This window comes from Nocardia sp. BSTN01, from assembly GCF_015354405.1.
GTDB lineage: Bacteria > Actinomycetota > Actinomycetes > Mycobacteriales > Mycobacteriaceae > Nocardia.
The window spans coordinates 139,108-159,654 of record NZ_JADKYP010000002.1 but is presented as its reverse complement, the minus strand read 5'-3'; the positions used below and the strand labels follow the sequence as shown (position 1 = coordinate 159,654).

The window sequence follows — 20,547 nt, the reverse complement described above, 5'->3', positions numbered from 1 at the left end:
CCGGTTCGTCGGCCGGGCCGGGTGCGCCTGTGCCGGAGGAGGATTCGATATCCGCGGGGCTGTCGGGGGGATCGCCGGCGCTGCGGGGTGCGTCCAGGCTCATCGCAGCAGCCCCTCCATCCGGATCGTGGGGGTGGAGGCGAGTGCGGCGGCCTCGGCCGCGCGTACGGCCTCGGCGCGGTCGACACCCAGCGGCATCTCCTGGATCTTCTCGTGCAGTTTCAAGATCGCGTGCAACAGCATCTCCGGGCGCGGCGGACAGCCGGGCAGGTAGATGTCCACGGGCACAACATGATCGACGCCCTGCACGATGGCGTAGTTGTTGAACATGCCGCCGGAGGAGGCGCACACCCCCATCGCCAGCACCCATTTGGGTTCGGTCATCTGGTCGTAGACCTGCCGCAGCACGGGCGCCATCTTCTGGCTGACCCGGCCGGCGACGATCATCAGATCCGCCTGCCGGGGGGAGGCGCGGAAGACCTCCATCCCGAAGCGGGCGCTGTCGAAGCGACCGGCTCCCGTCGCCATCATCTCGATCGCGCAGCAGGCCAGCCCGAACGTCGCGGGCCACAGCGAGCCCTTACGCAGGTATCCGGCGAACTGTTCGACCGTGCTCAGCAGGAAGCCGCTGGGCAATTTCTCCTCGAGCCCCATCTCGGATCAACTCTCACTTCCGTGTGCGAATCCTCGGTCCCGGCGGACGCCGGGACGACGGGTTGGGTATGCGGTGCCGACGGGCCGATCGGCCCGCCCGCGTTCAGTCCCAGCTCAGGCCGCCGCGCCTCCACTCGTAGGCGTAGGCAACCGAGACGTTGAAAATGAACAGCGCCATGGCCGCCAACCCGAAGACGCCGAGGGCATCGAAGTGCACCGCCCACGGATAGAGGAATACGATCTCGATGTCGAAGATGATGAACAGCATCGCGGTGAGGTAGTACTTCACCGGAAAACGTTGTCCCGCAGCATTTCCCGGCCCGCCGGCGATGGCGTGCGGGGTGGGTTCGATACCGCATTCGTAGGCTTCAAGTTTGGCGCGGTTGTAGCGTTTGGGCCCGATCACGGCCGCCAGCAACACCGATCCCAGTGCGAACGCGGCAGCGATCGCACCGAGTACAAGAGTCGGCACCTGGGTATTCACAACGCACAACCCCTCTCCCTCGCCGGCAACTGCCGAGGCGGGGCTGACGTCGTCGTCTGCCGGGCCAGTCTCACCCCGAAGCGCAGCTCGAGCGCGAACGCGGAACGACAGGGCAGGCAGGGCGCCATTCATATCAACAGCCACGCTCGTGTGAGCTACAGCACAGCCTACAACCGCTCTTTCTGAATACTCGCGGTTCCGCCCCGGTGTTTGATCGAATTCGGAACTGTCACTTATGACCGAACCAGCGCAATGGCCGCCCCGTGGCCGGGCGCGCCGCGCCTGCCCGAGCGCACGACAAAGGCCGGCCGACGAGATGTCGGCCGACCGTGAAAAGCGCTGATCAGGCGGCGGGGCGAGCGTTCAGGGCTGTGGTGACCGCCGAGGTGAGCTGGAACGGATCCAGCGGATGGGCGGCCGCGGCCTCGGCGCGGGACCAGGCGGCGAGCCAGGCATCGTCGGCCCTGCCGGTCAGTACCACGATCGGCGGGCAGTCGGCGATCTCGTCCTTGAGCTGCTTGGCCAGTCCCATCCCACCGGTGGGCGTGGCCTCACCGTCGAGAATGGCCAGGTCGATGCCACCGGCGTCGAGCTGCTCGATCACCACCGGCGCGGTGGCGGTCTCTCGGTAGTCGAACGGCGGCAGGTCGGGATGCGGATGCTTACCCAGCGCCAGCATCACCTGACGGCGGGTGTCGGCATCGCTGCTGTATACGAGAACCCGCAGCGCGGGACGGTTCGCATCGGCCACCTTTCGGATGCTACGTCCATCCGGCCGGGTGCGGTGGCAGCTTCGGCGGCAATGGTCCCCGCGCCGGGCGTGGCGCCCGCACGGCGACTTCACCGCGAGGTTGATCGTGCCGATCGGAATCGTTGCTGGTCACCGCGGAGAAAACGCGCGATCCTTATAAGCGGCGGCAGTTCGGCGGCAGAACTGTCCCGGCAGGGCGTAACAACGACAGGCTCGACAGGGCGGTGGACGATGCGAATTTCGGAGGTTTTGCGCAACAAGGGCGCCGATGTGGTGACGATCGCGCCGGAGGCGTCGGTCGGCCGATTATTGGCGGTGCTGGCCGAACACAACGTCGGCGCGGTGGTGGTGTGTGGTGCGGGCGGCGCACTGGACGGGATCGTGTCGGAGCGGGATGTGGTCCGCTGCCTGCACAGACAGGGCGCCCAGCTGCTGACCCGGCCGGTGTCCGACATCATGACCGCGATCGTGCACATCTGTTCGCCGGAGGATCGGGTGGAGAGTTTGCGCGCGACGATGACCGAACACCGGATCCGGCATCTGCCGGTCGTCGATCAGGGGCGAATGGTCGGAATCGTGAGTATCGGCGATGTGGTCAAGAGCGCGATCTCGGAATTGCAGGACGAACGCGAACACCTCGAGCACTATCTGCAGGGCTGAGCATTCGGCTCGATCCGGCCGGCGGGCGGTACCCGTGACGAGCCGTGACATGACCGTGCCCGTGTCCGGAGGGACCCGGGCACGGTCGATGCCGGTGAATCAGGCCAGGCCCCACGCCTGCAGCAGGTAGGTGACGTTGGCGGCGAGCGAGGTCACCGTATTGGCCAGATTCAATACGGCGGAACCGGCGTCGAGGATCGGCACGAAACAACTCCCTTCTGCGGGAACAAATCCTCATCGACGGTAGAGCCGCACGACCGGACCGACAACGTCGTGGAGGCGTCCGCATACCGAGTGGCTCATATGCGACCGCGGCCGATTCGGCTGTCCTACCGAGCCTTTCGGGTAGTATGGATGACGCCGCCCGCCGAATCCGCCATTGCCGCACGGTGATTGGATATTCACCGCTTCGTAACCGTGAAACCCATAGGTAAGCGACGTTTTCGGAGCAGAATTCTCTCGGGCGGTTCGTTCGGAACCACGAGGTCGCCGATGCCGGAATCGGGTGTATCGGGTGGGGTTCGAGACGTGCGCTGTCCCTCGGAACTCACTGCCCGGCGTTCGCGCTGTGGAGCGTTCCGAACGGCCGCCGACCACGCCGCATTCCGGATGGTGGATCAAGCCGATTCGATCGGCGGCCGATCGCGTATTAGGGTGCGTGGCACGCGCGCCGGATCGCTGGTCGGCGGCGCCGAACACGCCGCTCGATCCGAAGGACATTCATGCGCCGCATCGCATTCACCGCGTCCCTGCTCGCTGTCGCCTGCACCGTCGGGGCCTGCGGCGGATCCTCCGACGACCACGCGGCGAGCACGTCCACGACATCCGCTGCGGCGCAATCGAGTTCGGTCGCCGCGGCGGGCGGTCAGGACTGTGGCGCGCAGCCCTGGCCCCGCCCGCTACCCGACTTCCGCGGGAAGCCACTGGGACAGACCGTCGTCGGTGCGGCGCTGTGCTTCGACATCACCGGTATCGCCACCGCGGACGGCCGCGACGTGATGGGCGATCCGGGCGCCGCGACGACACCCTGGACGGTCACCGCTCAGCAGCCCGCGGCGGGGACGCCGGTCGCCGCGGACACCGCCGTCACGCTGACGGTCGACGTCCCGCACTGATCGCTACTTGCCGGCGGCGCGGGCCAGGTGCTCCGGGTAGCGCGCCCCGGCGAAGGCCTCGGCCGGGGCGGCGGCCTCGATCCGCGCCAGATCCTCGGCGCTGAGCGCGATCTCGGTGGCCGCCACGTTCTGCTCGAGGTAGGAGCGGCGCTTGGTGCCCGGGATCGGGACCACGTCGTCACCATGTGACTGGACCCAGGCCAGCGCCAATTGCCCTGCGGTCACGCCCTTTTCCTCCGCCATCGTGCGCAGTTCGGCGACGACGGCGAGGTTGCGGTCGATGTTGTCGTCGGCGAATCGGGGCAGCGCGCGGCGCAGGTCGTCGGCGGGCAGATCGGCGGTCGAGGTGATCGAGCCGGTGAGGAAGCCGCGGCCGAGCGGGGAGAATGGCACGATCCCGATGCCGAGTTCACGGCAGGTGGGCAGAACTTCCTCTTCGATGCCGCGCGTCCACAGCGACCATTCGCTCTGCAGCGCGGTCACCGGGTGCACGGCATGCGCGCGCCGGATGGTCTCGGGCGAGGCCTCGGAGATACCGAGGTAGCGGACCTTACCCGCGGTGACCAGCTCCGACAGCGCGCCCCAGGTCTCCTCGACCGGAACGTTCGGGTCGACGCGGTGCTGGTAGTACAGGTCGATGTGGTCGACGCCGAGCCGCTTCAGCGATTCATCGCAGGACTGCGCGACGTAGGCGGCGTCGCCCCGGGCGCCCATGCTGCCGCCCTCGCCCCACACGATGCCGAATTTGGTCGCGAGGATCACCTGGTCACGCCGATCGGCGATGGCCCGGCCCACCAGCTCCTCGTTGTCGCCGGCGCCGTAGACGTTCGCGGTGTCGAGCAGGGTCACCCCGAGGTCGAGGGCGCGGTGGATGGTGGCGATCGACTCCGCGTCGTTGTCGCGCACACCGTAGGCCTGACTCATTCCCATGCAGCCGAGTCCCTGTGCGCCGACGCTCAATTCGCCGAGTTTCCTGGTCGCGATCATGCGAGCGGTCCTCCTGAGGTGCCATCGGTTCGAATGATGAGTCCCTATCAACTCACGGCGCCGACGCTACGACTTGGAGTGCGCTCCAAGTCAAGCCGTCAGCGGGAACCGTCGTCGTCGAGCCGTGCGACCAGCACGCCCAGTGCGTCGCCCAGGGTGCGACGCTGCTGCGCATCGATATCGTCGAGGGCGGCGGCGAAGCGTTGGATGCGGGCCGACGTGAGGCCGTTGACCAGCGATTTCGCCTGTTCGGTGGCGGTCAGTAACTGGGCTCTGCCGTCGGCCGGGTCGGCGGTGCGTTCGAGATATCCGTACTTCTCCAGGCCCGACACGATGCGCGACATCGTGGGGGCGGTGACGTGTTCGGCGGCGGCCAGATCGCCCAGGCGCATCGGGCCGCTGCGTACCAGCGTGCCCAGCGCCGCCGCCGAGCCGGGACTCAGCGAACCCAGGTCACCGGAGCGCCGCAGCAGGCGAGTGATCCGGCCGAGCGCGAAGTACAGATCCGCCGCCTCGGCGAGCTCCTCCGCGCTACGTGCGCGCTCCTGCTGGATCATGGGCGTTGTCGCTCCTACGCGTGTGCTGGGACCGTCGGCAGCCGCACCGTCGGCGATATCCGATTCAGTAAGTATGCCCTCCCCGTCGATCGGGAAGCGTTCGGCCTGCTCATCGGCGCCGCGGTGGGGTCGACAGGTGCGCTCGACGGGAACACGACCGGTCTGGCGGGACGGTCGTATCGCCGAACGCCCTATGCGGTGCCGGTGCGCCGTGTGGCCGGACCGGGCTTCGGCGCCGCGTCGGTGTCCGCTGCAGGGATTGTCGGCAATGGCCCGGTGGGATGGTCCGTCACCGGGCGGAAGGCTCGATCGCCCACCCGAGCCGGGTCGACCATATGCGCGACGAACAGGCGCGCGGCTGGCGTCGGCGTGCCGGTCGTCACCGCATGCCACGGCCGGTCCAGCGGCGTGCCCTCGACCGGGACGACGACCAGATTGCCTTGCGCCACATCGGCTTCCACCGCGTCGCTGTGGATCAGCGTGATCCCCAGCCCCTCTCGCGCGGCGGCGAGGACGGCGCCGTGGGTGCCGAGGGTGAGCGCGGGCGGGCGGATCTGCAGCCGGTCCAGCAGTGCCAGCGTGGTGTCTCTGGTGCCCGAGCCGGGGCCGCGCAGCAGCCAGGTCGTGGTGCGTGGATCGTGGGATCGTCCCGGAGCTCCCACCACGACCAGGCGGCTGGGCCGGCGCGCCCGCACCACCAGCCCGGTGTCGCGCGGGGGGCGGCCGGCGATCACGAGATCGGTTTCGTGGTGCTGTAATTCGATGAACAGCAGATCGCGCGGGTGGATCGACAGGCCCAGTTCGATCTCGGGGTAGCGGTCGCGAAACGACACCAGCAGCCGCAGCAGCACGTATTCCCCGGCGGTCGCCACCACCCCGATCCGCAACCGGCCCGTTTCGGCACGGCGGACCGCGGCATGCGCCTCTTTCATCAAACCCAGGATGCTGCGGCAGTATTCGGCATAGACCCGGCCCGCCTCGGTGAGTGCGATACCGCGTCCGGATTTCGCGATCAATTTCGCGCCGAGCTGCTTTTCGATATGCGCCACCGCCGCCGACGCGGCCGCCTCGGTGATGTGCAGTTGCGCGGCCGCGCGCCGAATGCTGTTGTGCCGGGCCACAACCAGAAACGTTTCCATTCGGACAGCACTCACCGTTCCCATCTACAGACGGTAGCAAACTCAACGATTCGGTTGAGCGAGACCGGAAACAATCGAATTGTCCCCACCGGGCGGTGCCCGCATCCTGAATCTGCGCACTCGCCGCACCGTCCCGGGAGGTGTGGCGGACGAGAATCGCGCAGCGGCTCGCGACGCCGACCGGTTGCGGGTGTCCCGCAAGATACAGGAGGACCGATGACCGACGAATCCACTCGTGACCGCTGGGATCCGGGCGTGCACTCGTATGCGTCGATGGGCTATTACGACGCGGATTACCAACCCCGCGATACCGATGTGCTGGCGGTGTTCCGGGTGACGCCGCAACCGGGGGTGGACCCGATCGAGGCGGCCGCCGCGGTGGCAGGCGAATCTTCCACTGCCACATGGACTGTCGTGTGGACCGACCGGCTCACCGCGCACGACCGCTACCGTGCCAAGTGCTACCGGGTCGAGGAGGTGCCGGGGCGGCCGGGGGAGTATTTCGCCTATATCGCCTACGACCTGGACCTTTTCGAAGAGGGCTCGATCACCAATCTCACCTCCTCGGTGATCGGCAATGTCTTCGGTTTCAAACCGCTGCAGGCGTTGCGGCTCGAGGACATGCGTATTCCGGTGGCCTATGTCAAGACCTTTCAGGGCCCGCCGCACGGAATCGTTATGGAACGGGAGTATCTGAACAAGTACGGCCGGCCGTTGCTGGGGGCGACCGTGAAGCCGAAACTCGGTCTCTCGGCGCGCAACTACGGGCGGGTGGTATACGAGGCGTGTAAAGGCGGCCTGGATTTCACCAAGGACGACGAGAACATCAACTCGCAACCGTTCATGCGATGGCGCGATCGCTATCTGTTCGCCATGGAGGGCGTGAATCGCGCGACCGCTGAAACGGGAGAATTGAAGGGTCATTATCTCAATATCACGGCCGCCACGATGGAGGATATGTACGAGCGCGCGGAGTTCGCGAAATCGCTCGGCAGCGTGATCGTGATGATGGACCTCACCGTCGGCTACACGGCGATGCAGTCGATGTCGAAGTGGGCGCGGCGCAACGGCATGCTGTTGCATCTGCACCGGGCCGGGCATTCGACCTTCACCCGGCAGAAGACCCACGGCGTCAGCTTCCGGGTGCTGGCCAAGTGGTGCCGGCTCATCGGTGTCGACCACCTGCACGCGGGCACCGTCATCGGCAAGCTCGAAGGCGACCCGCACACGGTCAAGGGTTTCTACGATACGTTGCGCGACAATCACATTCCGGCCAATCCCCGCAACGGTATCTTCTTCGACCAGGAGTGGGCGAGTCTGCCCGGGGTGATGCCGGTGGCATCCGGGGGAATCCACGCGGGCCAGATGCATCAACTGCTGGATCTCTTCGGTGACGACGCGATCCTGCAATTCGGCGGTGGAACCATCGGACATCCGATGGGCATCGCCGCGGGTGCCGAGGCCAATCGGGTCGCCCTGGAGGCGATGGTCAAGGCACGCAACGAAGGCCGCGATCTGCTGAAGGAGGGCCCCGACGCCCTGCGTGCCGCGGCCCGGATCTGCCCGGCGCTCGATGTGGCGCTCGCGACCTGGGGTGATGTCACCTTCGACTACACCTCCACCGACGCCCCCGACGCCGTACCGACGGTCACCGCCTGACCGGCCGCCCCGACGACACACAAGGAGACGCAATGCATCTGCGGCAAGGGACGTTCTCCCATCTGCCCGACCTGTCCGACACCGAAATCGGCGCGCAGATCCGCTACGCGCTGCTCAACAATTGGCCGGTCTCGATCGAGTACACCGACGATCCGCATCCACGCAACGTCTACTGGGAGATGTGGGGGCTGCCGCTGTTCGACCTCGACGAACCCGACGGCGTGCTCGCCGAGGTGAACGCCTGCCGTTCGACGTTCCCGCACCACTACATCCGCGTCAACGCCTACGACGCGAGCTACGGCCGGCAGACGACCGCGCTGAGTTTCCTGGTGCAGCGGCCCGCCGACGAACCGGGCTTCCTGGTGGTCCGCACCGAGACCGAGGATCGACGGCAGCACTACGGCCTGCGGTCCTACGCCACCGATGTGCGCGCGGGCGCGCGCTACCGGGACTGAGGCGATGGTGGACGGGAGGCAGGCGAGGCCGGGCGGCGCGCAGGGCAGCGGATCGGGGTTTCGGATGTACCGGCCGGGAGCGAGCGGGTCCGCGAGTCCGGGTGCGAACCACACCGAGCCGCACGCGGATTCCGATCCGTCGGAGATCGCGTTGCCGGACGACGCGACGGTCGATCTGTCGACGGATCTGGCCGGCAAGAACGTCGAGGACACCCTCGCCCGGCTCGATGCGGAGCTGATCGGGCTGGCCACGGTCAAGACGCGGGTGCGCGAGATCGCGGCGCTGCTGCTGATCGACCGGGCCCGGCAGCGGTTCGGATTGCAGGCCGACCGTCCCACCATGCATATGAGTTTCACCGGCGGGCCCGGCACCGGGAAGACGACGGTCGCGTTGCGGATGGCGGAGATGTTGCACGCCCTCGGCTACATCCGGAAACCGAAGGTGCACACGGTAACCCGCGACGACCTGGTGGGTCAGTTCATCGGCCACACCGCGCCCAAGACCAAGGAGGCGCTGGCCAAGGCCGCGGGCGGAGTGTTGTTCATCGACGAGGCGTACTACCTGTTCCGGCCCGAGAACGAGCGGGACTACGGACAGGAGGTGATCGAGATCCTGCTGCAGGAGATGGAGACCGAACGTTCCAGCCTGGTGGTGATCTGCGCCGGATATCCGGACCGGATGGAGACGTTCTTCTCCGCCAATCCCGGGTTGTCCTCACGGGTGGCCCACCACATCGAATTCCCGGACTACACGCGCGAGGAACTGCTGGCCATCGCCGACGTGATGGTGACACAGCAGAATTTCCGCTTCGGCGATTCGGCGGCGGCGGCCTTCGGCGAATATCTGGCGGTGCGAATGGCGCGGCCGCGTTTCGCGAACGCGCGCAGTGTCCGCAATGCCGTGGACCGGTGCCGGCTGCGGCAGGCGAATCGCCTGGTGCAGGAGCATCGCCCGCTCGGCAAGGACGATCTGATGACGCTGACGACCGAAGACATCTACGGCAGCAGCGTTTTCGGCGACCGAGTCGGCGCCGCGGAGGAGGCGCCGGCATGCCCGACGGAATGAAAACCCTCACCCGCTACACGATCGAACAGGAACATCGGCATCCCGGTTCCTCGGGAGAATTCTCCGCGCTGCTCAATGTGGTGTCCACCGCGGCGAAGATCATCGCCAATCAGGTGACCCGTGGCCGCATCGTGGGTGCGCTGGGTGAATCGGACGGCGCGGACCCACCGCTGAGCCTGCATCGGCGCATGGACGCCATCGCCAACGACATCATGGTGGAGCAATCCGAATCCAGCGGGCCGTTGTCGGCGCTGCTGTCGGAGCAGATGAACGGATTTCATCCGGTGGTGGGGGAGGTGCGGCGTGGCAAATACATGCTGGCCTTCGATCCGCTGGACGGCTCCTCGAATATCGATGTGAATCTGCCCGTGGGCACCATATTCAGTGTGTTGCGCGCGCCGGAGGACGGGCGGGCGCCGCAGGCGGCGGATTTCCTGCAGCCGGGGGTGCGGCAGGTCTGTGCGGGATTCACCCTCTACGGCCCGGCGACGATGCTGGTCCTCACCACCGGCAGCGGGGTCGACGGTTTCACCCTCGATCGGGAGATCGGCGCGTTCGTCCTCACCCACCCCCGCATGCGCATTCCCGAGGACACCTCGGGATTCGCGATCAATGCCGCCAACGAGCGGTTCTGGCAGCGCCCGGTGCGCCGTTATGTGCACGAATGTCTCGATGGGGTCGACGGGCCGCGATCGCGCGATTTCAATATGCGCTGGGTGGCGTCACTGGTCGCCGACGCCTTTCACATCCTCACCCGCGGCGGGGTCTATCTGTATCCGTACGACACCCGTGATCCCGGCCGGCCGGGCCGGGTGTCGCTGCTGTACGGCGCCAATCCCATCGCCTTCGTGATCGAACAGGCCGGCGGTGCCGCGACCACCGGCCACGAACGGGTGCTCGAGGTGGTTCCCGAGCATCCGCATCAACAGATCCCGCTGGTTTTCGGATCGCGCAACGAGGTGCGCCGGATCGAGCGCTATCACCGTGAACCCGATGCCGGGCCGCCGTTCGACGCGTCGTTGTTCGGTACCCGCACCCTGTTCCGACCGGCGCGCCATTGAACGCCGGCTGATCGAATCGAGATGTCATGTCGCGCAAACATCCCGTGGTCGCCATCACCGGTTCCTCCGGCGCCGGAACGACCAGCGTCACCCGGACCTTCCAGGAAATCTTCCGGCGGGAGGGCATCAATGCCGCGATCGTGGAGGGAGATTCGTTCCACCGCTACGATCGCGGCCAAATGCAGGCGGCGATGGCCGAAGCCGAAGCCGATCTGAACCTGCATTTCTCGCATTTCGGCCCGGAGGCCAATCTGCTCACCGAACTGGAGAGCCTGTTCCGCGATTACGGGCAATCCGGGGTCGGGCTGGTACGCAAATATCTGCACGACGAGACCGAGGCCAAACCCTACGGGCTGGAACCGGGCACCTTCACGCCGTGGGAAGAACTCGCCCCCGGCAGCGACCTGCTGTTCTACGAGGGCCTGCACGGCGCCGCGGTCACCGGCACGGTCGATGTGGCGCGTTACGCGGATCTGCTGGTGGGCGTGGTGCCGATCGTGAATCTGGAATGGATTCAGAAGGTCATCCGCGACAAGACCGAGCGCGGCTATTCCAGCGAAGCGGTGATCGATACGATCCTGCGTCGCATGCCCGACTACGTGAAGTACATCTGCCCGCAGTTCTCGCGCACCTACGTCAATTTCCAGCGGGTGCCGACGGTGGACACCTCGAATCCGTTCACCGCCCGCAGCATTCCGACCGCCGACGAAAGCTTCGTCGTGATCCGCTTCGCCGATCCGAAGGTGATCGATTTCCCGTATCTGCTGTCGATGCTGCACGATTCGTTCATGTCGCGTCCGAACTGCATCGTGGTGCCGGGCGGCAAAATGGATCTGGCGATGCAGCTGATCTTCACACCGCTCATTCTGCGATTGATGGACAAACGCCCCGGCCCGCGCGCATAACCGTCACGACAACGGGTGTTTCGACGCTCGCGCACCGCGACCTCGCGGAGTTGAATCGACGCTATGTGGTCGATGAATATGAGCGCCACGTGGGCCGCGGCGCGCCGGGATGCCGGATCCGGGCCGCTCCGGCAGGTGGTCGAGGAATTCGCCGATATCGAAATCGTGGACCGATCGATGACGCTGGCGGCCAAGATCTTCACGTGCGTGCTGCCCGTGATCATCGCGGGGTCCGTGTTCTCCCATTTGGATCTCGCGACCCACGCTATCGACGACCAGCTCGGGCTGGACCGGACGACGTTCCGATCCGCCTTCGGAGCCGTCGCGTCGACCGATCCGACCTTCGCGGCGTTCGGGGTGGTCGGGCTGCTGATGGTCGTGATCAGTGGCGCGTCGTTCGCCAAAACACTCGCGCGGATCTACGGAAAGCTCTGGGATGTGCCGGCGATCGGCCTGCGCGACGCATGGCGCTGGCCGGTGGTTCTGCTCGTCGTCGCATTCTCGGCCGCGACGATCGGGGCCGTGCGCGAACTGGCCGGCCTCCGCTATTTCGGACTGCCGCTCACCCTGGCCGGCGAGTTGCTGGTGTGGATGATCGTCTGGACCCTCTGCGCCTATCTGCTCACGATGGGGAAGCTGCGCGGGCGGGCACTGTGGGTGACCGGGGCGCTGACGGCCGTCGGATTGACCTCGGTCCGGGCCGGAGGACGCCTGGTGCTGCCGAAGATCACCGCCTCCGCGCAGGCGAAGTTCGGCCTGCTCGGTCCGGTGTTCACCGCGATCAGTTGGCTTTTCGTGCTGTCGGTCGTCGTGGTCGGGGCGGCGACGATCGCCAAGGTGCTGGTTCCCGGCCCGATGCCCACCGAGGCGGAGGGCGCCGAGCCGGACGCCGAACGGTGACGGGTAATCCCCTCCCGCCACCGCGCTGTTTCATGGCGACACCGCGCTATTTCATGGTGACCGAGATCGTCGCCTGATCGATCTGCACGTTGGACTCGCTCGGATTGCCCTCCGCGTGGACGGTGATGCGCGCCTTGTCGATCCCCTCGTCCTGCAGGGCCGTGGCGACGTTGTTGCCCCGCGCCTCGGCGAGCGAGTCGGCCGCGCCGGAGTTCGAGTCGACGGCGTAGGTTTCGATCTTGATCGCGGTGTCGTTGCCCTTGAGCGGGAGCGCCACCGCCTTGATCGTGGCGACATCGGTCGGGCTCAGGTCGGAGCTGTTCTTGTCGAAGGTGATCGGCGCCGCCGACAGCACACTGTTGATCGCATTCTGCACGGCCTGCTGCGCGGAGTTGAGGGCCGAACCCACCACCGACGAGGCCGTGGTGGCGAGACTGCTGCGCATATCGGTGTGCTCGCCACCGTGCGCCGTGGTCGTCGTGACCGCGACCGGGCCACTGTTGTTGTCCGAGGAACATGCGGCGATCGGAATCAGCGCTGCCGCACCCGTTGCCAGCACCGCTACCGCCTTGACGAGTTTCATGCTGCTTCTCCTGATCTTCGTGCGGATGCGCCCGGTGGTCACGACGCGAGAATGCGCGCCTTCTCCGATTCGAACTCCTGCTCCGTGAGCACCCCCTGAGCCTTCAACTCGCCCAACTGTTTCAGCGCCGCGATGCGGTCGGTTCCCCCACCGGCCGGGGCGGGCGGCGGCGGTTGCTGCTCGTATTGGGGCGGCTGTTGCTGGTACTGATATTCCTCCTGCGCCGCCCAGCGCTGGCCTTGGCGTCGTGAGACGCGATTGGATACGGCCGTGGCCGTTCCGGCGACCACCGCGGTACGGGCGACGCCACGTAGTAACCCGGGCATGCTGCTGCTCCTTTTCAGGTATCGGCCTCGAGGCTGTCGAGGGTCGAGAGGATGGCTTGAACCGGAATGCGACCGGATGCGACGAGTTCGGCGCCGTTGCGCCGCAAGGCGACCGCGAGCGGTGCCGCCCACGTGTTCTCGTAGAGAAGGACGGCGGCGGAATGGCCGGGCTCCAAGGCGCCCCCGGCCTCGCGCAGATCCCCCTCGTCGAGCAGCCCGGTCGCCGCCTCGGCGAACAGGGTCACATCCAGGTCGCCGGTCAACCCGACATCGGCGATGTCGATCCCGGTCAGTGATCCGTCCACATCCTTGTGCACGAAGGCCAGATCCAGGACCCGGATGACGCCGCGGTCCACCAGATCCCGCAGCATCGGCAAGGCGGAGCCGTCCGGTTGGCGGTCGGCGGGAAATTCGATGACGAGATAGTCGATCGGCCCCATCTCGTCGATATCGGCAGCACTGTTCACCGGACACCCCTTTTCTCCGACGCCTGACGCTCTGACACGACCATCCACTGCAACCCAGGCCCGGGCGGGTCGGCGACAGCGCGAACGCGGCCGACGAGACGACCTGACACCTTATGATTCGGTGCCGCCGGTCCCGCAGATATCGCGGCCGCCGTATCGGAGTGAATGCCGCGCCGATCCGGATTTCCGCATCGGACACCGGACGCTCGGCGAAATCCCGCCCGCTACTCCGAGGAAGGGTGGTGCTGCGCCCAACTGAGGTCGGCGCGCCAGGTGTAGGTGGCCACGATGGCGGAGGCGATGACGGCGGTGTAGAGCATGTCCGCGCCGTCCACGACCAGCGAGACCAGACCGCCGATCAGGGCGCCGGCGGCGAACGACAGCCATTGCACCGCGTAGCCCAGCCATTCGCGATGGGTGCCACCGGCCATGTGCCGCTCCACGCCCTGGGCGAATTTCACCAGGGTTCCGGTGACATAGGTGACCGGGATGGATACCTCACCCTTCTTGACGAAGGAGGTGTTGAGCGAACCCATCGCGAACGAGACGAGCAGGATCGGCACCAGGCCCAGATCGGCGTCGTGCCGGTAGAGAATCGTGTCGAAAACGGCCGCCACGGTCAGAGCGGCGGTGGCGAGCATGGTCGCGCCGTGCGGGTGATTGCGCCACCAGTGGCGGCGACAGAGCGAGGCCACCAGGACGCCGGCGAGAAAGAACACGATCAGGGCGAAGGCGCCGGCCGCCAGGGTGTAGTCGCCGAGGAATCCGCCGATGACGGCGCGCTCGGTATTGCCGGTCATGAAGGTGACGAAGTAGCCCTCGGAGTGGGTGTAGGCGGCGGCGCCCACGAATCCGGCCAGGATCAGCAGGGCCGAGGCCAGCCGGGCCTCCAGCGTCCAGAACGGCTCGAGGGAGTCTTCGGATTTCGGAGTCACCGCAACAGCCTAGCAATACATGCATAAATACGCATGTATTGGCCTTGTGGTGTGCGAACGGTCACCGCTGGCTACGGGAGTTGTCGGGGACGAGCCGTAAGGTGAGCGCCCGGAGCGGCGGGTGTCCGGATACGGGAGGTGCGGTGGAGGTCACGTGGGGTCAGGTATTCGCGTGGCGCCTGCGCAGGGGTTTCGTCGACGCGCGTGACGGCGGCAGCGCGGTGGCGGTGGCGCGGCGACTGGCCGGAGTACAGGCACAGGTGACATCCGCGGCGGAGACCGCGGTGGCGGTACGGCACGGGGGAGCGCCGGGTGAGCTGGTCCGCGCGCTCGACGCCGGTGAACTCATGAAGACGTGGGCGATGCGCGGAACCTTGCATGCGATGACGCCCGATACCGCGGCCGCCGCACTGGCCCTGATCGCCTCGGCGCGGACGTGGGAGAAGCCGGCGTGGCAACGCAATTTCGGCGCCGATCCCGGCGAAGTGAAGGCGCTGACCGACGCGGTGGCCGAACTGCTCGACGGCGGTGCCGTGCTGAGCCGGTCGGAACTGGTGGATGAACTACTGCGCGACCGCCGCTTCGCGACCATGGGCGAGCAGTTGCGCTCCGGCTGGGGCGCGCTGTTGAAACCGCTGGCCTGGCAGGGAGTGCTGTGCCACGGGCCCGCCCGCGGATCGTCGGTGACGTTCACCGCTCCCGCGCGTGCGGTGACCGGGTGGACCGGCCTGCCGCCGACCGATGTGGCGGCCGCACAGCTGATCCGCGCCTATCTCGGCGTCTACGGCCCGGGCACGCCGGAGGCGTTCAATGCCTGGCTCCTGCGCGGAGTGTTGCGCAAGACCACTGTCCGCCAATGGTTCTCCGAACTGGGTGCCGAACTCACCGAAGTCGACGTCGAGGGCCGGCGGACCTGGATCCGCACCGAGGACGCCGACGAACTGGCGACCACCGATCCCACCGACACCGTCCGCCTGCTCGGTCCCTTCGATCAATACGTTCTCGGCCCCGGCACCACCGATCCGGTCCTGCTGCCCCCGGCTCACCGCACCAAGGTCAGCCGGACCGCCGGTTGGATCTCGCCCCTGGTCCTCGTCGGCGGCCGGATCGCCGGGACGTGGGAAACCGTCGACGACACCCTCATGGTCAGTATGTTCGACGACGAGCATGTCGACCCGGAGCTGCTCCGACCCGAAGCCGTCCACCTCGCCCGCGCCACCGGCCGGGACCACCTGAACCTCGGTTGAGACCACCGATAGTTGTCACCGAGGCCGATACATAGGGGCCCAATCGAATTTCTTTGCACCACAACCGATTCAGATTGCGACGTCTCCCGCTGATCGAACAGCCTCGCCGAGCGCCGCCAGGCTGGCGGCGCGGCCCAGATCCAGGGCGCGCAACAGCACCGCGGAATCCCGCGCGACCCGGCCGATCGTGGGTGCGCCCAGCGGTGGGCGGATCTGGAGAATCGACGGGTCGCTCACCATATGGTGTTCGTCGGCGGCGAACTGCGCCGCACGAGCGGACCAGCTCTCTGCCACCGTCGGGCCCGAGGCGCCGAGCACCCGTGCGACCACACGCCGTTCGAAATCCGAGGGGACGCTGGGCTTTTCGTCGACCCGCCGGGTGCGCAGCACCACGATGTGGGTGGCGCCCTGGGCGCGGGCGGTGGTGACCGGCACCGATTCGGACAAGCCGGCGTCGACGTAGCGCCCGCCGCCCACCGTCACCGGACGCCCCGCCAGAACCGGCATGCAGGTGCTGGCGCGCAGCGCACGCTGCAGAGACGGGATATCGCTGATGTGCGGGCGCAGATCGACAGCGCTGCCGTCGGCGATATCGGTGCCGATCGGGTGGAAGGTGACCGAATTGCCGAGGATCGCGGCGAAATCCATCGGCACGATGCGCTCGTAGACGGTGTGCACCAGATACCGGGTGTCCACGACCAGACCGCCGCGCAGCGCCCGGGCCGGTGAGATCACCCGCCGCACCACATCCGAATGCCAGGCCCGCCGGGCCCGCGCCGCGCGCCCGCACAACAGCCACGCCCCGTTCAGCGCCCCGGCCGACGCGCCGTAGACGGCGTCGAAACAGCGCAGCACCCCGAGTTCTTCCAGGCCGGTCACCATGCCGTGCGAGTAGACCCCGCGTGCCGAGCCACCCTCGATGACCAGCGCCAGCCGGAAACCGTCACCATGCTCACCGGCAGCGCCGCCGCGGTGGAAGCGTTGCGCGATCAGCTCCACCGGGCTCGTCGGCCGCGTACTGTCCGGCATCGCACCACACCTTCCGATCACTGCGTTCGGCTCTGTCTATCACGCCTCGCCGGACGCCTCGCCCGAGGCTCGGGCGGTCGGGAAGCGCCCGGGTAGGCTGCGCGGATGCGGATCGAATCGTCGCGGCGCCTCATCGACACCGTGGCCTGGGTGCTGATCGAGGACGGACGGATCCTGTGCGCCCGCCCGGACGGCAAGGACGAGTTCTATATTCCCGGCGGCAAGCGCGAGGGCGAGGAGACCGATCGGCAGACGCTGATTCGGGAGATCTCCGAGGAGCTCACCGTGGTGCTGATTCCGGAATCGATCGCGCACGTCGGCACCTACGAGGCCGAATTGCCCGGCGCCGCCGAGATTTCGGTGCGTATGAGCTGTTACACCGCCGACTACGCCGGAACGATCGAACCCAGCAGCGAAATCGCCGAAATCGCCTGGTTCAGCTATGCCGACCGGGCCGCGGTGCCGCCTGTCGACCAGGTGCTCTTCGATGATCTGGTGGCGCGGGGACTGCTACCGGCGCAATGACTTCCGGGCTCGGGCGAATCAGTCGGGCAGTAGCGGCACCGACAACCCTTCACCGCGTCCGAGCAGTGCGGCCCGGGTGACGGTTCCGGCACCGAAGCGGTCGCGCACCGCATCCAGCGCCGCGTCCAGCGTGGTGTCCCGGCCGGCGTCCAACGGCAGCATCAGCTGTCTGGGGTCCGTGTTCTGCAGATTCGTCAGGGCGAGGCCGATGAGGGTGATGCCGCGTTCCTCGATCAGTGGGCGGGCGGCCGCGAGCAGGGTGCGGGCGGCGTGCAGGATCGTCGCACCGTCGTCGGTGGCGGTCGGCAGAGTGTGCGATCGGGTCGCGCGCCCGAAATCGGCGAAGCGCAAGCGCAGCACCACCGTTCGGCAGATCCGTGATGCGGCCCGCAAGCGGTGCCCGAGCCGATCCGCCAGGCCGTGCAGGTAGGCCTCGATCTCGGCATCGGTGCGGGGCCGATTGCCCAACGCGCGTTGCGCACCGATCGAGCGGCGTCGCCGGCCGGTGTCGACCCGGCGCGGATCACGCGCCCAGGCCAGGGCGTGCAGATGCCGTCCGGCGGCGCGACCGAGCAGACCGCACAACTCCATCGGATCGGTGTCGGCCAATTGCCCGATCCGGGTGATGCCGTGTTCGCGCAATGTCCGCGCCGTCACCTCACCCACGCCCCAGAGCCGTTCGACCGGCAGTGGATGCAGGAATTCGAGTTCGGCGTCGGGTTGCACCAGCAGCAGGCCGTCGGGTTTGCAGACCGCACTGGCCACCTTGGCGAGAAATTTGCTCCGCGCCACGCCGACCGAGATCGGCAGTCCGACCTCGGCGCGCACCCGTGCCCGCAATCCGGCCGCGATGTCGATCGGCGCGCCGGAAATGCGGTGCAGCCCACCGACGTCGAGAAAGGCCTCGTCGATGGAAATACCTTCCACTTCCGGAGTGGTGTCGCGGAAGATCGCGAACACGTCCCGGCTCGCCTGCGCATAGGCCGACATCCGCGGCGGCACCACGACCGCGTGCGGACACAACCGCAACGCTTGCCGCGCGTTCATCGGCGTCCGCACCCCGTACGCCTTCGCCTCATAACTCGCCGCCAGCACCACCCCACCCCCGACGATCACCGGTCTACCCCGCAACTCCGGCGCGTCCCGCTGCTCCACCGACGCATAGAACGAATCCAGATCCGCATGCAGAATCGCCGCCCGCCCCGACCTTCCCTCTGTCGACCCCTCATCCGATGCGAACATATGTTCGATAATAGACCATTCTGTCACGTCGAACTTTCTGGCAGGGTCGCTCGGTTCAGGCCCATGGGGTCCAGTGACGAAAAAAGGTCACGATAAGGTGGCCGAGGAACATCGGAACGAGAACCGGCGCTATGTCATTCGCGAGCCTGGGAGCGCCTTGACCAGGGCTTTGGCGCGGGCGGAGCCTTCGACAGTCGTGATGATCATGGACTATCCGGAGGTCCGGAAGTACAGGCGACGTACCTCGAGGCTCCTGTGCGCCCCGAGCTGGAGCGGCACTACCGAGCACGCGCGGGTGTCGTATCGGCCTGTCGTGGGGGTGGTATCGACGGTAATTGCGGTGTCTGGAAGCTCGATCATGGCTAGAGTCGCGGAAATGTACTTCCATCAGATCTACGGCTGACAGGGGCGGGGCAGCGCCCCGGCTTCCCCCTCACACGTCCGTGTGCGCACCCTACGAGCCTTTCTCGAAGAGGCCGGCGCGCGGGCTTTTGTGTCCTGTTCGCCGTAGACCTGAAATGAGTGATCTTCCATGTCTTCTGTATCCCCTCACCGCACCCACATCGCGATGGTCGGCATTCCCGCCGTCAGCCATGTCTTGCCGAGCCTCGAGATCATCCGCGAGTTGGTGGCTCGCGGCCACCGTGTGACCTACGCCAACGACCCAGTGGCAGCCGACCTCATCGCGCCCACCGGCGCCGAACTCGTTCCCTGCACGTCCGGACTGCCGGTCGCCGACAACGACTGGCCCGACGACCCGATCGCCGCGATGGACTTGTTCCTCGACGATGCCATCCAGGCACTTCCCCAGTTGCGTGCCGCATACGACCACGACCCGGCGGACCTGTACCTGTACGACATCGGTGCCTACGCTGGGCGCGCCCTCGCCGAATCGCAGAACCGGCCAATCATGCAGCTGTCTCCGACGTTCGTAGCGTGGGACGGCTACAACCAGGACGTCGCGGCACAGCTGTGGCAACTGCCGGGCGCTGGCGCCCACCGCACGAAGTTCGCGCAGTGGCTCGCTGACTGCGGGGCGGTCACCACCGACGTGGACACCTTCTCCGGTCGGCCGCCACGAGTCCTCGCGCTGATCACCCGGGCGATGCAGCCGCACGCCGACCGGGTCGACATCGACACGGTGACGTTCGTCGGGCCGTGCTTCGACGCACGTCGAGGCGGAGACGGCTGGACCCGTCCGGCGGATGCGGAGAACGTGCTGCTGATCTCCCTGGGCTCGGCGTATACCCGGCAACCGGAGTTCTACCGCCAGTGCCTGGCGGCCTACGGCGACCTGCCGGGCTGGCACGTCGTCCTGCAGATCGGGAAGTACACCGACCCGCGGGAACTGGGCGACATCCCACCGAACGTCGAGGTGCATTCCTGGGTTCCGCAGCGGGCGATCCTCGAACACGCGGACGCCTTCCTCACCCACGCCGGCATGGGCGGCTGCGGTGAGGGCCTGCTGGCAGGCGTCCCGATGATCGCCGTGCCGCAGGCCGCCGAGCAGTTCATGAACGCCGACCGGCTCGTGGAACTGGGCGTTGCCCGCCGCATCGACACCCCGCAAGCCACCGCTGCGACCCTGCGGGCGGCCCTGCACGAACTGGTCACCGACGCGGAGGTTGCCCGCCACTCGGCGCTACTGCGCGCCGACGCGCAAGCCGAGGGCGGTACTCCGCGCGCTGCCGACCTCATCGAGAACATGCTGGCCTGAGCTTGCCGCGATCGAACAGGCCACAGCCTGGCAATCTCTGTAGCTACGACGATATGGACCCCATCGGCAACATCGCATGGGCC

23 protein-coding genes are annotated in these 20,547 nt (G+C 67.2%); 11 read left to right on the top strand and 12 right to left on the bottom strand.

The genetic code is table 11. The annotated features are described in order from the left end of the window. Nucleotides 1–99: 99 nt before the first annotated feature. The 3 genes from IRT45_RS02420 to IRT45_RS02410 form a co-directional block, all read right to left on the bottom strand. A complete protein-coding gene (locus IRT45_RS02420) occupies nt 100–654 on the bottom strand; it encodes an NADH-quinone oxidoreductase subunit B family protein (protein WP_030514408.1) in 555 nt (184 codons plus the stop codon). 103 nt (nt 655–757) lie between these two features. Next, nucleotides 758–1,138, bottom strand: a complete 381-nt coding sequence (locus IRT45_RS02415) for an NADH-quinone oxidoreductase subunit A (protein WP_036501258.1) — start codon at nt 1,136–1,138, stop codon at nt 758–760. 343 nt (nt 1,139–1,481) lie between these two features. Beyond that, nucleotides 1,482–1,889, bottom strand: a complete 408-nt coding sequence (locus tag IRT45_RS02410) for a hypothetical protein (RefSeq protein ID WP_157104089.1) — start codon at nt 1,887–1,889, stop codon at nt 1,482–1,484. 231 nt (nt 1,890–2,120) lie between these two features. Between IRT45_RS02410 and IRT45_RS02405 the strand changes: the two genes are divergently transcribed. Together IRT45_RS02405 and IRT45_RS02400 are read left to right on the top strand one after the other, a co-directional pair. Further along, nucleotides 2,121–2,549: a CBS domain-containing protein gene (locus tag IRT45_RS02405; RefSeq protein ID WP_194804222.1), complete on the top strand. Its 429-nt coding sequence runs from the start codon at nt 2,121–2,123 to the stop codon at nt 2,547–2,549. A 722-nt stretch (nt 2,550–3,271) separates the two neighbouring features. Further along, on the top strand, nt 3,272–3,664 hold the full coding sequence (locus IRT45_RS02400) for a PASTA domain-containing protein (protein WP_194804221.1): 393 nt from the start codon (nt 3,272–3,274) through the stop codon (nt 3,662–3,664). A 3-nt stretch (nt 3,665–3,667) separates the two neighbouring features. Here IRT45_RS02400 and IRT45_RS02395 read toward each other — a convergent pair whose 3' ends face one another. The 3 genes from IRT45_RS02395 to IRT45_RS02385 all read right to left on the bottom strand — a co-directional run bounded on the left by IRT45_RS02395 (nt 3,668) and on the right by IRT45_RS02385 (nt 6,371). Beyond that, nucleotides 3,668–4,651, bottom strand: coding sequence for an aldo/keto reductase (locus IRT45_RS02395; RefSeq protein ID WP_194804220.1), 984 nt, complete (start codon nt 4,649–4,651; stop codon nt 3,668–3,670). Nucleotides 4,652–4,749: 98 nt separating this feature from the next. Then, the gene (locus IRT45_RS02390; RefSeq protein WP_194804219.1) at nt 4,750–5,208 is read right to left on the bottom strand and encodes a MarR family winged helix-turn-helix transcriptional regulator; all 459 of its coding nucleotides are present in this window, start codon (nt 5,206–5,208) and stop codon (nt 4,750–4,752) included. A 191-nt stretch (nt 5,209–5,399) separates the two neighbouring features. Continuing rightward, a complete protein-coding gene (locus IRT45_RS02385; protein ID WP_228533371.1) occupies nt 5,400–6,371 on the bottom strand; it encodes a LysR family transcriptional regulator in 972 nt (323 codons plus the stop codon). A 192-nt stretch (nt 6,372–6,563) separates the two neighbouring features. On the opposite strand from IRT45_RS02385, the gene IRT45_RS02380 reads away from it, so the two are divergent. The 6 genes from IRT45_RS02380 (at nt 6,564) to IRT45_RS02355 (ending at nt 12,393) form a co-directional block, all read left to right on the top strand. Next, nucleotides 6,564–8,006, top strand: coding sequence for a form I ribulose bisphosphate carboxylase large subunit (locus IRT45_RS02380; protein ID WP_194804218.1), 1,443 nt, complete (start codon nt 6,564–6,566; stop codon nt 8,004–8,006). Nucleotides 8,007–8,038: 32 nt separating this feature from the next. Then, nucleotides 8,039–8,461, top strand: a complete 423-nt coding sequence (locus tag IRT45_RS02375) for a ribulose bisphosphate carboxylase small subunit (protein ID WP_036501265.1) — start codon at nt 8,039–8,041, stop codon at nt 8,459–8,461. Between the two features lie 4 nt (nt 8,462–8,465). Beyond that, nucleotides 8,466–9,527, top strand: coding sequence for an AAA family ATPase (locus tag IRT45_RS02370; protein WP_228533369.1), 1,062 nt, complete (start codon nt 8,466–8,468; stop codon nt 9,525–9,527). Beyond that, a complete protein-coding gene (locus tag IRT45_RS02365) occupies nt 9,512–10,588 on the top strand; it encodes a class 1 fructose-bisphosphatase (RefSeq protein ID WP_194804217.1) in 1,077 nt (358 codons plus the stop codon). The genes IRT45_RS02370 and IRT45_RS02365 overlap by 16 nt, the downstream gene beginning before the upstream one ends. Before the next feature lie 26 nt (nt 10,589–10,614). Beyond that, the gene (locus IRT45_RS02360) at nt 10,615–11,493 is read left to right on the top strand and encodes a phosphoribulokinase (RefSeq protein ID WP_063014763.1); all 879 of its coding nucleotides are present in this window, start codon (nt 10,615–10,617) and stop codon (nt 11,491–11,493) included. A 78-nt stretch (nt 11,494–11,571) separates the two neighbouring features. Further along, nucleotides 11,572–12,393: a hypothetical protein gene (locus IRT45_RS02355; protein WP_194804216.1), complete on the top strand. Its 822-nt coding sequence runs from the start codon at nt 11,572–11,574 to the stop codon at nt 12,391–12,393. A 46-nt stretch (nt 12,394–12,439) separates the two neighbouring features. On the opposite strand, the gene IRT45_RS02350 is transcribed toward IRT45_RS02355, so the two are convergent. From IRT45_RS02350 to IRT45_RS02335, 4 genes are all read right to left on the bottom strand, one after another. Continuing rightward, nucleotides 12,440–12,976, bottom strand: a complete 537-nt coding sequence (locus IRT45_RS02350) for an OmpA family protein (protein ID WP_194804215.1) — start codon at nt 12,974–12,976, stop codon at nt 12,440–12,442. Nucleotides 12,977–13,014: 38 nt separating this feature from the next. After that, a complete protein-coding gene (locus IRT45_RS02345; protein WP_194804214.1) occupies nt 13,015–13,302 on the bottom strand; it encodes an SHOCT domain-containing protein in 288 nt (95 codons plus the stop codon). A 14-nt stretch (nt 13,303–13,316) separates the two neighbouring features. Continuing rightward, the gene (locus tag IRT45_RS02340) at nt 13,317–13,742 is read right to left on the bottom strand and encodes a DUF6325 family protein (RefSeq protein ID WP_194804404.1); all 426 of its coding nucleotides are present in this window, start codon (nt 13,740–13,742) and stop codon (nt 13,317–13,319) included. A gap of 251 nt (nt 13,743–13,993) precedes the next feature. After that, nucleotides 13,994–14,704: a YoaK family protein gene (locus IRT45_RS02335; protein WP_194804213.1), complete on the bottom strand. Its 711-nt coding sequence runs from the start codon at nt 14,702–14,704 to the stop codon at nt 13,994–13,996. A 143-nt stretch (nt 14,705–14,847) separates the two neighbouring features. On the opposite strand from IRT45_RS02335, the gene IRT45_RS02330 reads away from it, so the two are divergent. Next, on the top strand, nt 14,848–15,951 hold the full coding sequence (locus tag IRT45_RS02330) for a winged helix DNA-binding domain-containing protein (protein WP_194804212.1): 1,104 nt from the start codon (nt 14,848–14,850) through the stop codon (nt 15,949–15,951). Nucleotides 15,952–16,020: 69 nt separating this feature from the next. On the opposite strand, the gene IRT45_RS02325 is transcribed toward IRT45_RS02330, so the two are convergent. Then, nucleotides 16,021–16,980: a patatin family protein gene (locus tag IRT45_RS02325; protein WP_194804211.1), complete on the bottom strand. Its 960-nt coding sequence runs from the start codon at nt 16,978–16,980 to the stop codon at nt 16,021–16,023. A 105-nt stretch (nt 16,981–17,085) separates the two neighbouring features. On the opposite strand from IRT45_RS02325, the gene IRT45_RS02320 reads away from it, so the two are divergent. Further along, complete coding sequence (locus IRT45_RS02320) at nt 17,086–17,505, top strand: NUDIX domain-containing protein (RefSeq protein WP_194804210.1); 420 nt, start codon at nt 17,086–17,088, stop codon at nt 17,503–17,505. A gap of 18 nt (nt 17,506–17,523) precedes the next feature. On the opposite strand, the gene dinB is transcribed toward IRT45_RS02320, so the two are convergent. Further along, on the bottom strand, nt 17,524–18,747 hold the full coding sequence (gene dinB / locus IRT45_RS02315; protein ID WP_194804209.1) for a DNA polymerase IV: 1,224 nt from the start codon (nt 18,745–18,747) through the stop codon (nt 17,524–17,526). Between the two features lie 532 nt (nt 18,748–19,279). On the opposite strand from dinB, the gene IRT45_RS02310 reads away from it, so the two are divergent. Further along, nucleotides 19,280–20,464 carry a macrolide family glycosyltransferase gene (locus IRT45_RS02310; protein ID WP_228533366.1) on the top strand — a complete coding sequence of 395 codons (1,185 nt, stop codon included), beginning with the start codon at nt 19,280–19,282 and terminating at the stop codon, nt 20,462–20,464. Nucleotides 20,465–20,547: the final 83 nt, after the last annotated feature.

Bases quoted from the DNA above. Each gene is read 5' to 3' on its own strand.
- IRT45_RS02420 (WP_030514408.1), bottom strand. From the start codon at position 654: ATGGGGCTCGAGGAGAAATTGCCCAGCGGCTTCCTGCTGAGCACGGTC.
- IRT45_RS02405 (WP_194804222.1), top strand. From the start codon at position 2,121: ATGCGAATTTCGGAGGTTTTGCGCAACAAGGGCGCCGATGTGGTGACG.
- IRT45_RS02400 (WP_194804221.1), top strand. From the start codon at position 3,272: ATGCGCCGCATCGCATTCACCGCGTCCCTGCTCGCTGTCGCCTGCACC.
- IRT45_RS02395 (WP_194804220.1), bottom strand. From the start codon at position 4,651: ATGATCGCGACCAGGAAACTCGGCGAATTGAGCGTCGGCGCACAGGGA.
- IRT45_RS02390 (WP_194804219.1), bottom strand. From the start codon at position 5,208: ATGATCCAGCAGGAGCGCGCACGTAGCGCGGAGGAGCTCGCCGAGGCG.
- IRT45_RS02385 (WP_228533371.1), bottom strand. From the start codon at position 6,371: ATGGGAACGGTGAGTGCTGTCCGAATGGAAACGTTTCTGGTTGTGGCC.
- IRT45_RS02380 (WP_194804218.1), top strand. From the start codon at position 6,564: ATGACCGACGAATCCACTCGTGACCGCTGGGATCCGGGCGTGCACTCG.
- IRT45_RS02375 (WP_036501265.1), top strand. From the start codon at position 8,039: ATGCATCTGCGGCAAGGGACGTTCTCCCATCTGCCCGACCTGTCCGAC.
- IRT45_RS02370 (WP_228533369.1), top strand. From the start codon at position 8,466: ATGGTGGACGGGAGGCAGGCGAGGCCGGGCGGCGCGCAGGGCAGCGGA.
- IRT45_RS02365 (WP_194804217.1), top strand. From the start codon at position 9,512: ATGCCCGACGGAATGAAAACCCTCACCCGCTACACGATCGAACAGGAA.
- IRT45_RS02360 (WP_063014763.1), top strand. From the start codon at position 10,615: ATGTCGCGCAAACATCCCGTGGTCGCCATCACCGGTTCCTCCGGCGCC.
- IRT45_RS02355 (WP_194804216.1), top strand. From the start codon at position 11,572: ATGAGCGCCACGTGGGCCGCGGCGCGCCGGGATGCCGGATCCGGGCCG.
- IRT45_RS02350 (WP_194804215.1), bottom strand. From the start codon at position 12,976: ATGAAACTCGTCAAGGCGGTAGCGGTGCTGGCAACGGGTGCGGCAGCG.
- IRT45_RS02345 (WP_194804214.1), bottom strand. From the start codon at position 13,302: ATGCCCGGGTTACTACGTGGCGTCGCCCGTACCGCGGTGGTCGCCGGA.
- IRT45_RS02340 (WP_194804404.1), bottom strand. From the start codon at position 13,742: ATGGGGCCGATCGACTATCTCGTCATCGAATTTCCCGCCGACCGCCAA.
- IRT45_RS02325 (WP_194804211.1), bottom strand. From the start codon at position 16,980: ATGCCGGACAGTACGCGGCCGACGAGCCCGGTGGAGCTGATCGCGCAA.
- IRT45_RS02320 (WP_194804210.1), top strand. From the start codon at position 17,086: ATGCGGATCGAATCGTCGCGGCGCCTCATCGACACCGTGGCCTGGGTG.
- dinB (WP_194804209.1), bottom strand. From the start codon at position 18,747: ATGTTCGCATCGGATGAGGGGTCGACAGAGGGAAGGTCGGGGCGGGCG.
- IRT45_RS02310 (WP_228533366.1), top strand. From the start codon at position 19,280: ATGTCTTCTGTATCCCCTCACCGCACCCACATCGCGATGGTCGGCATT.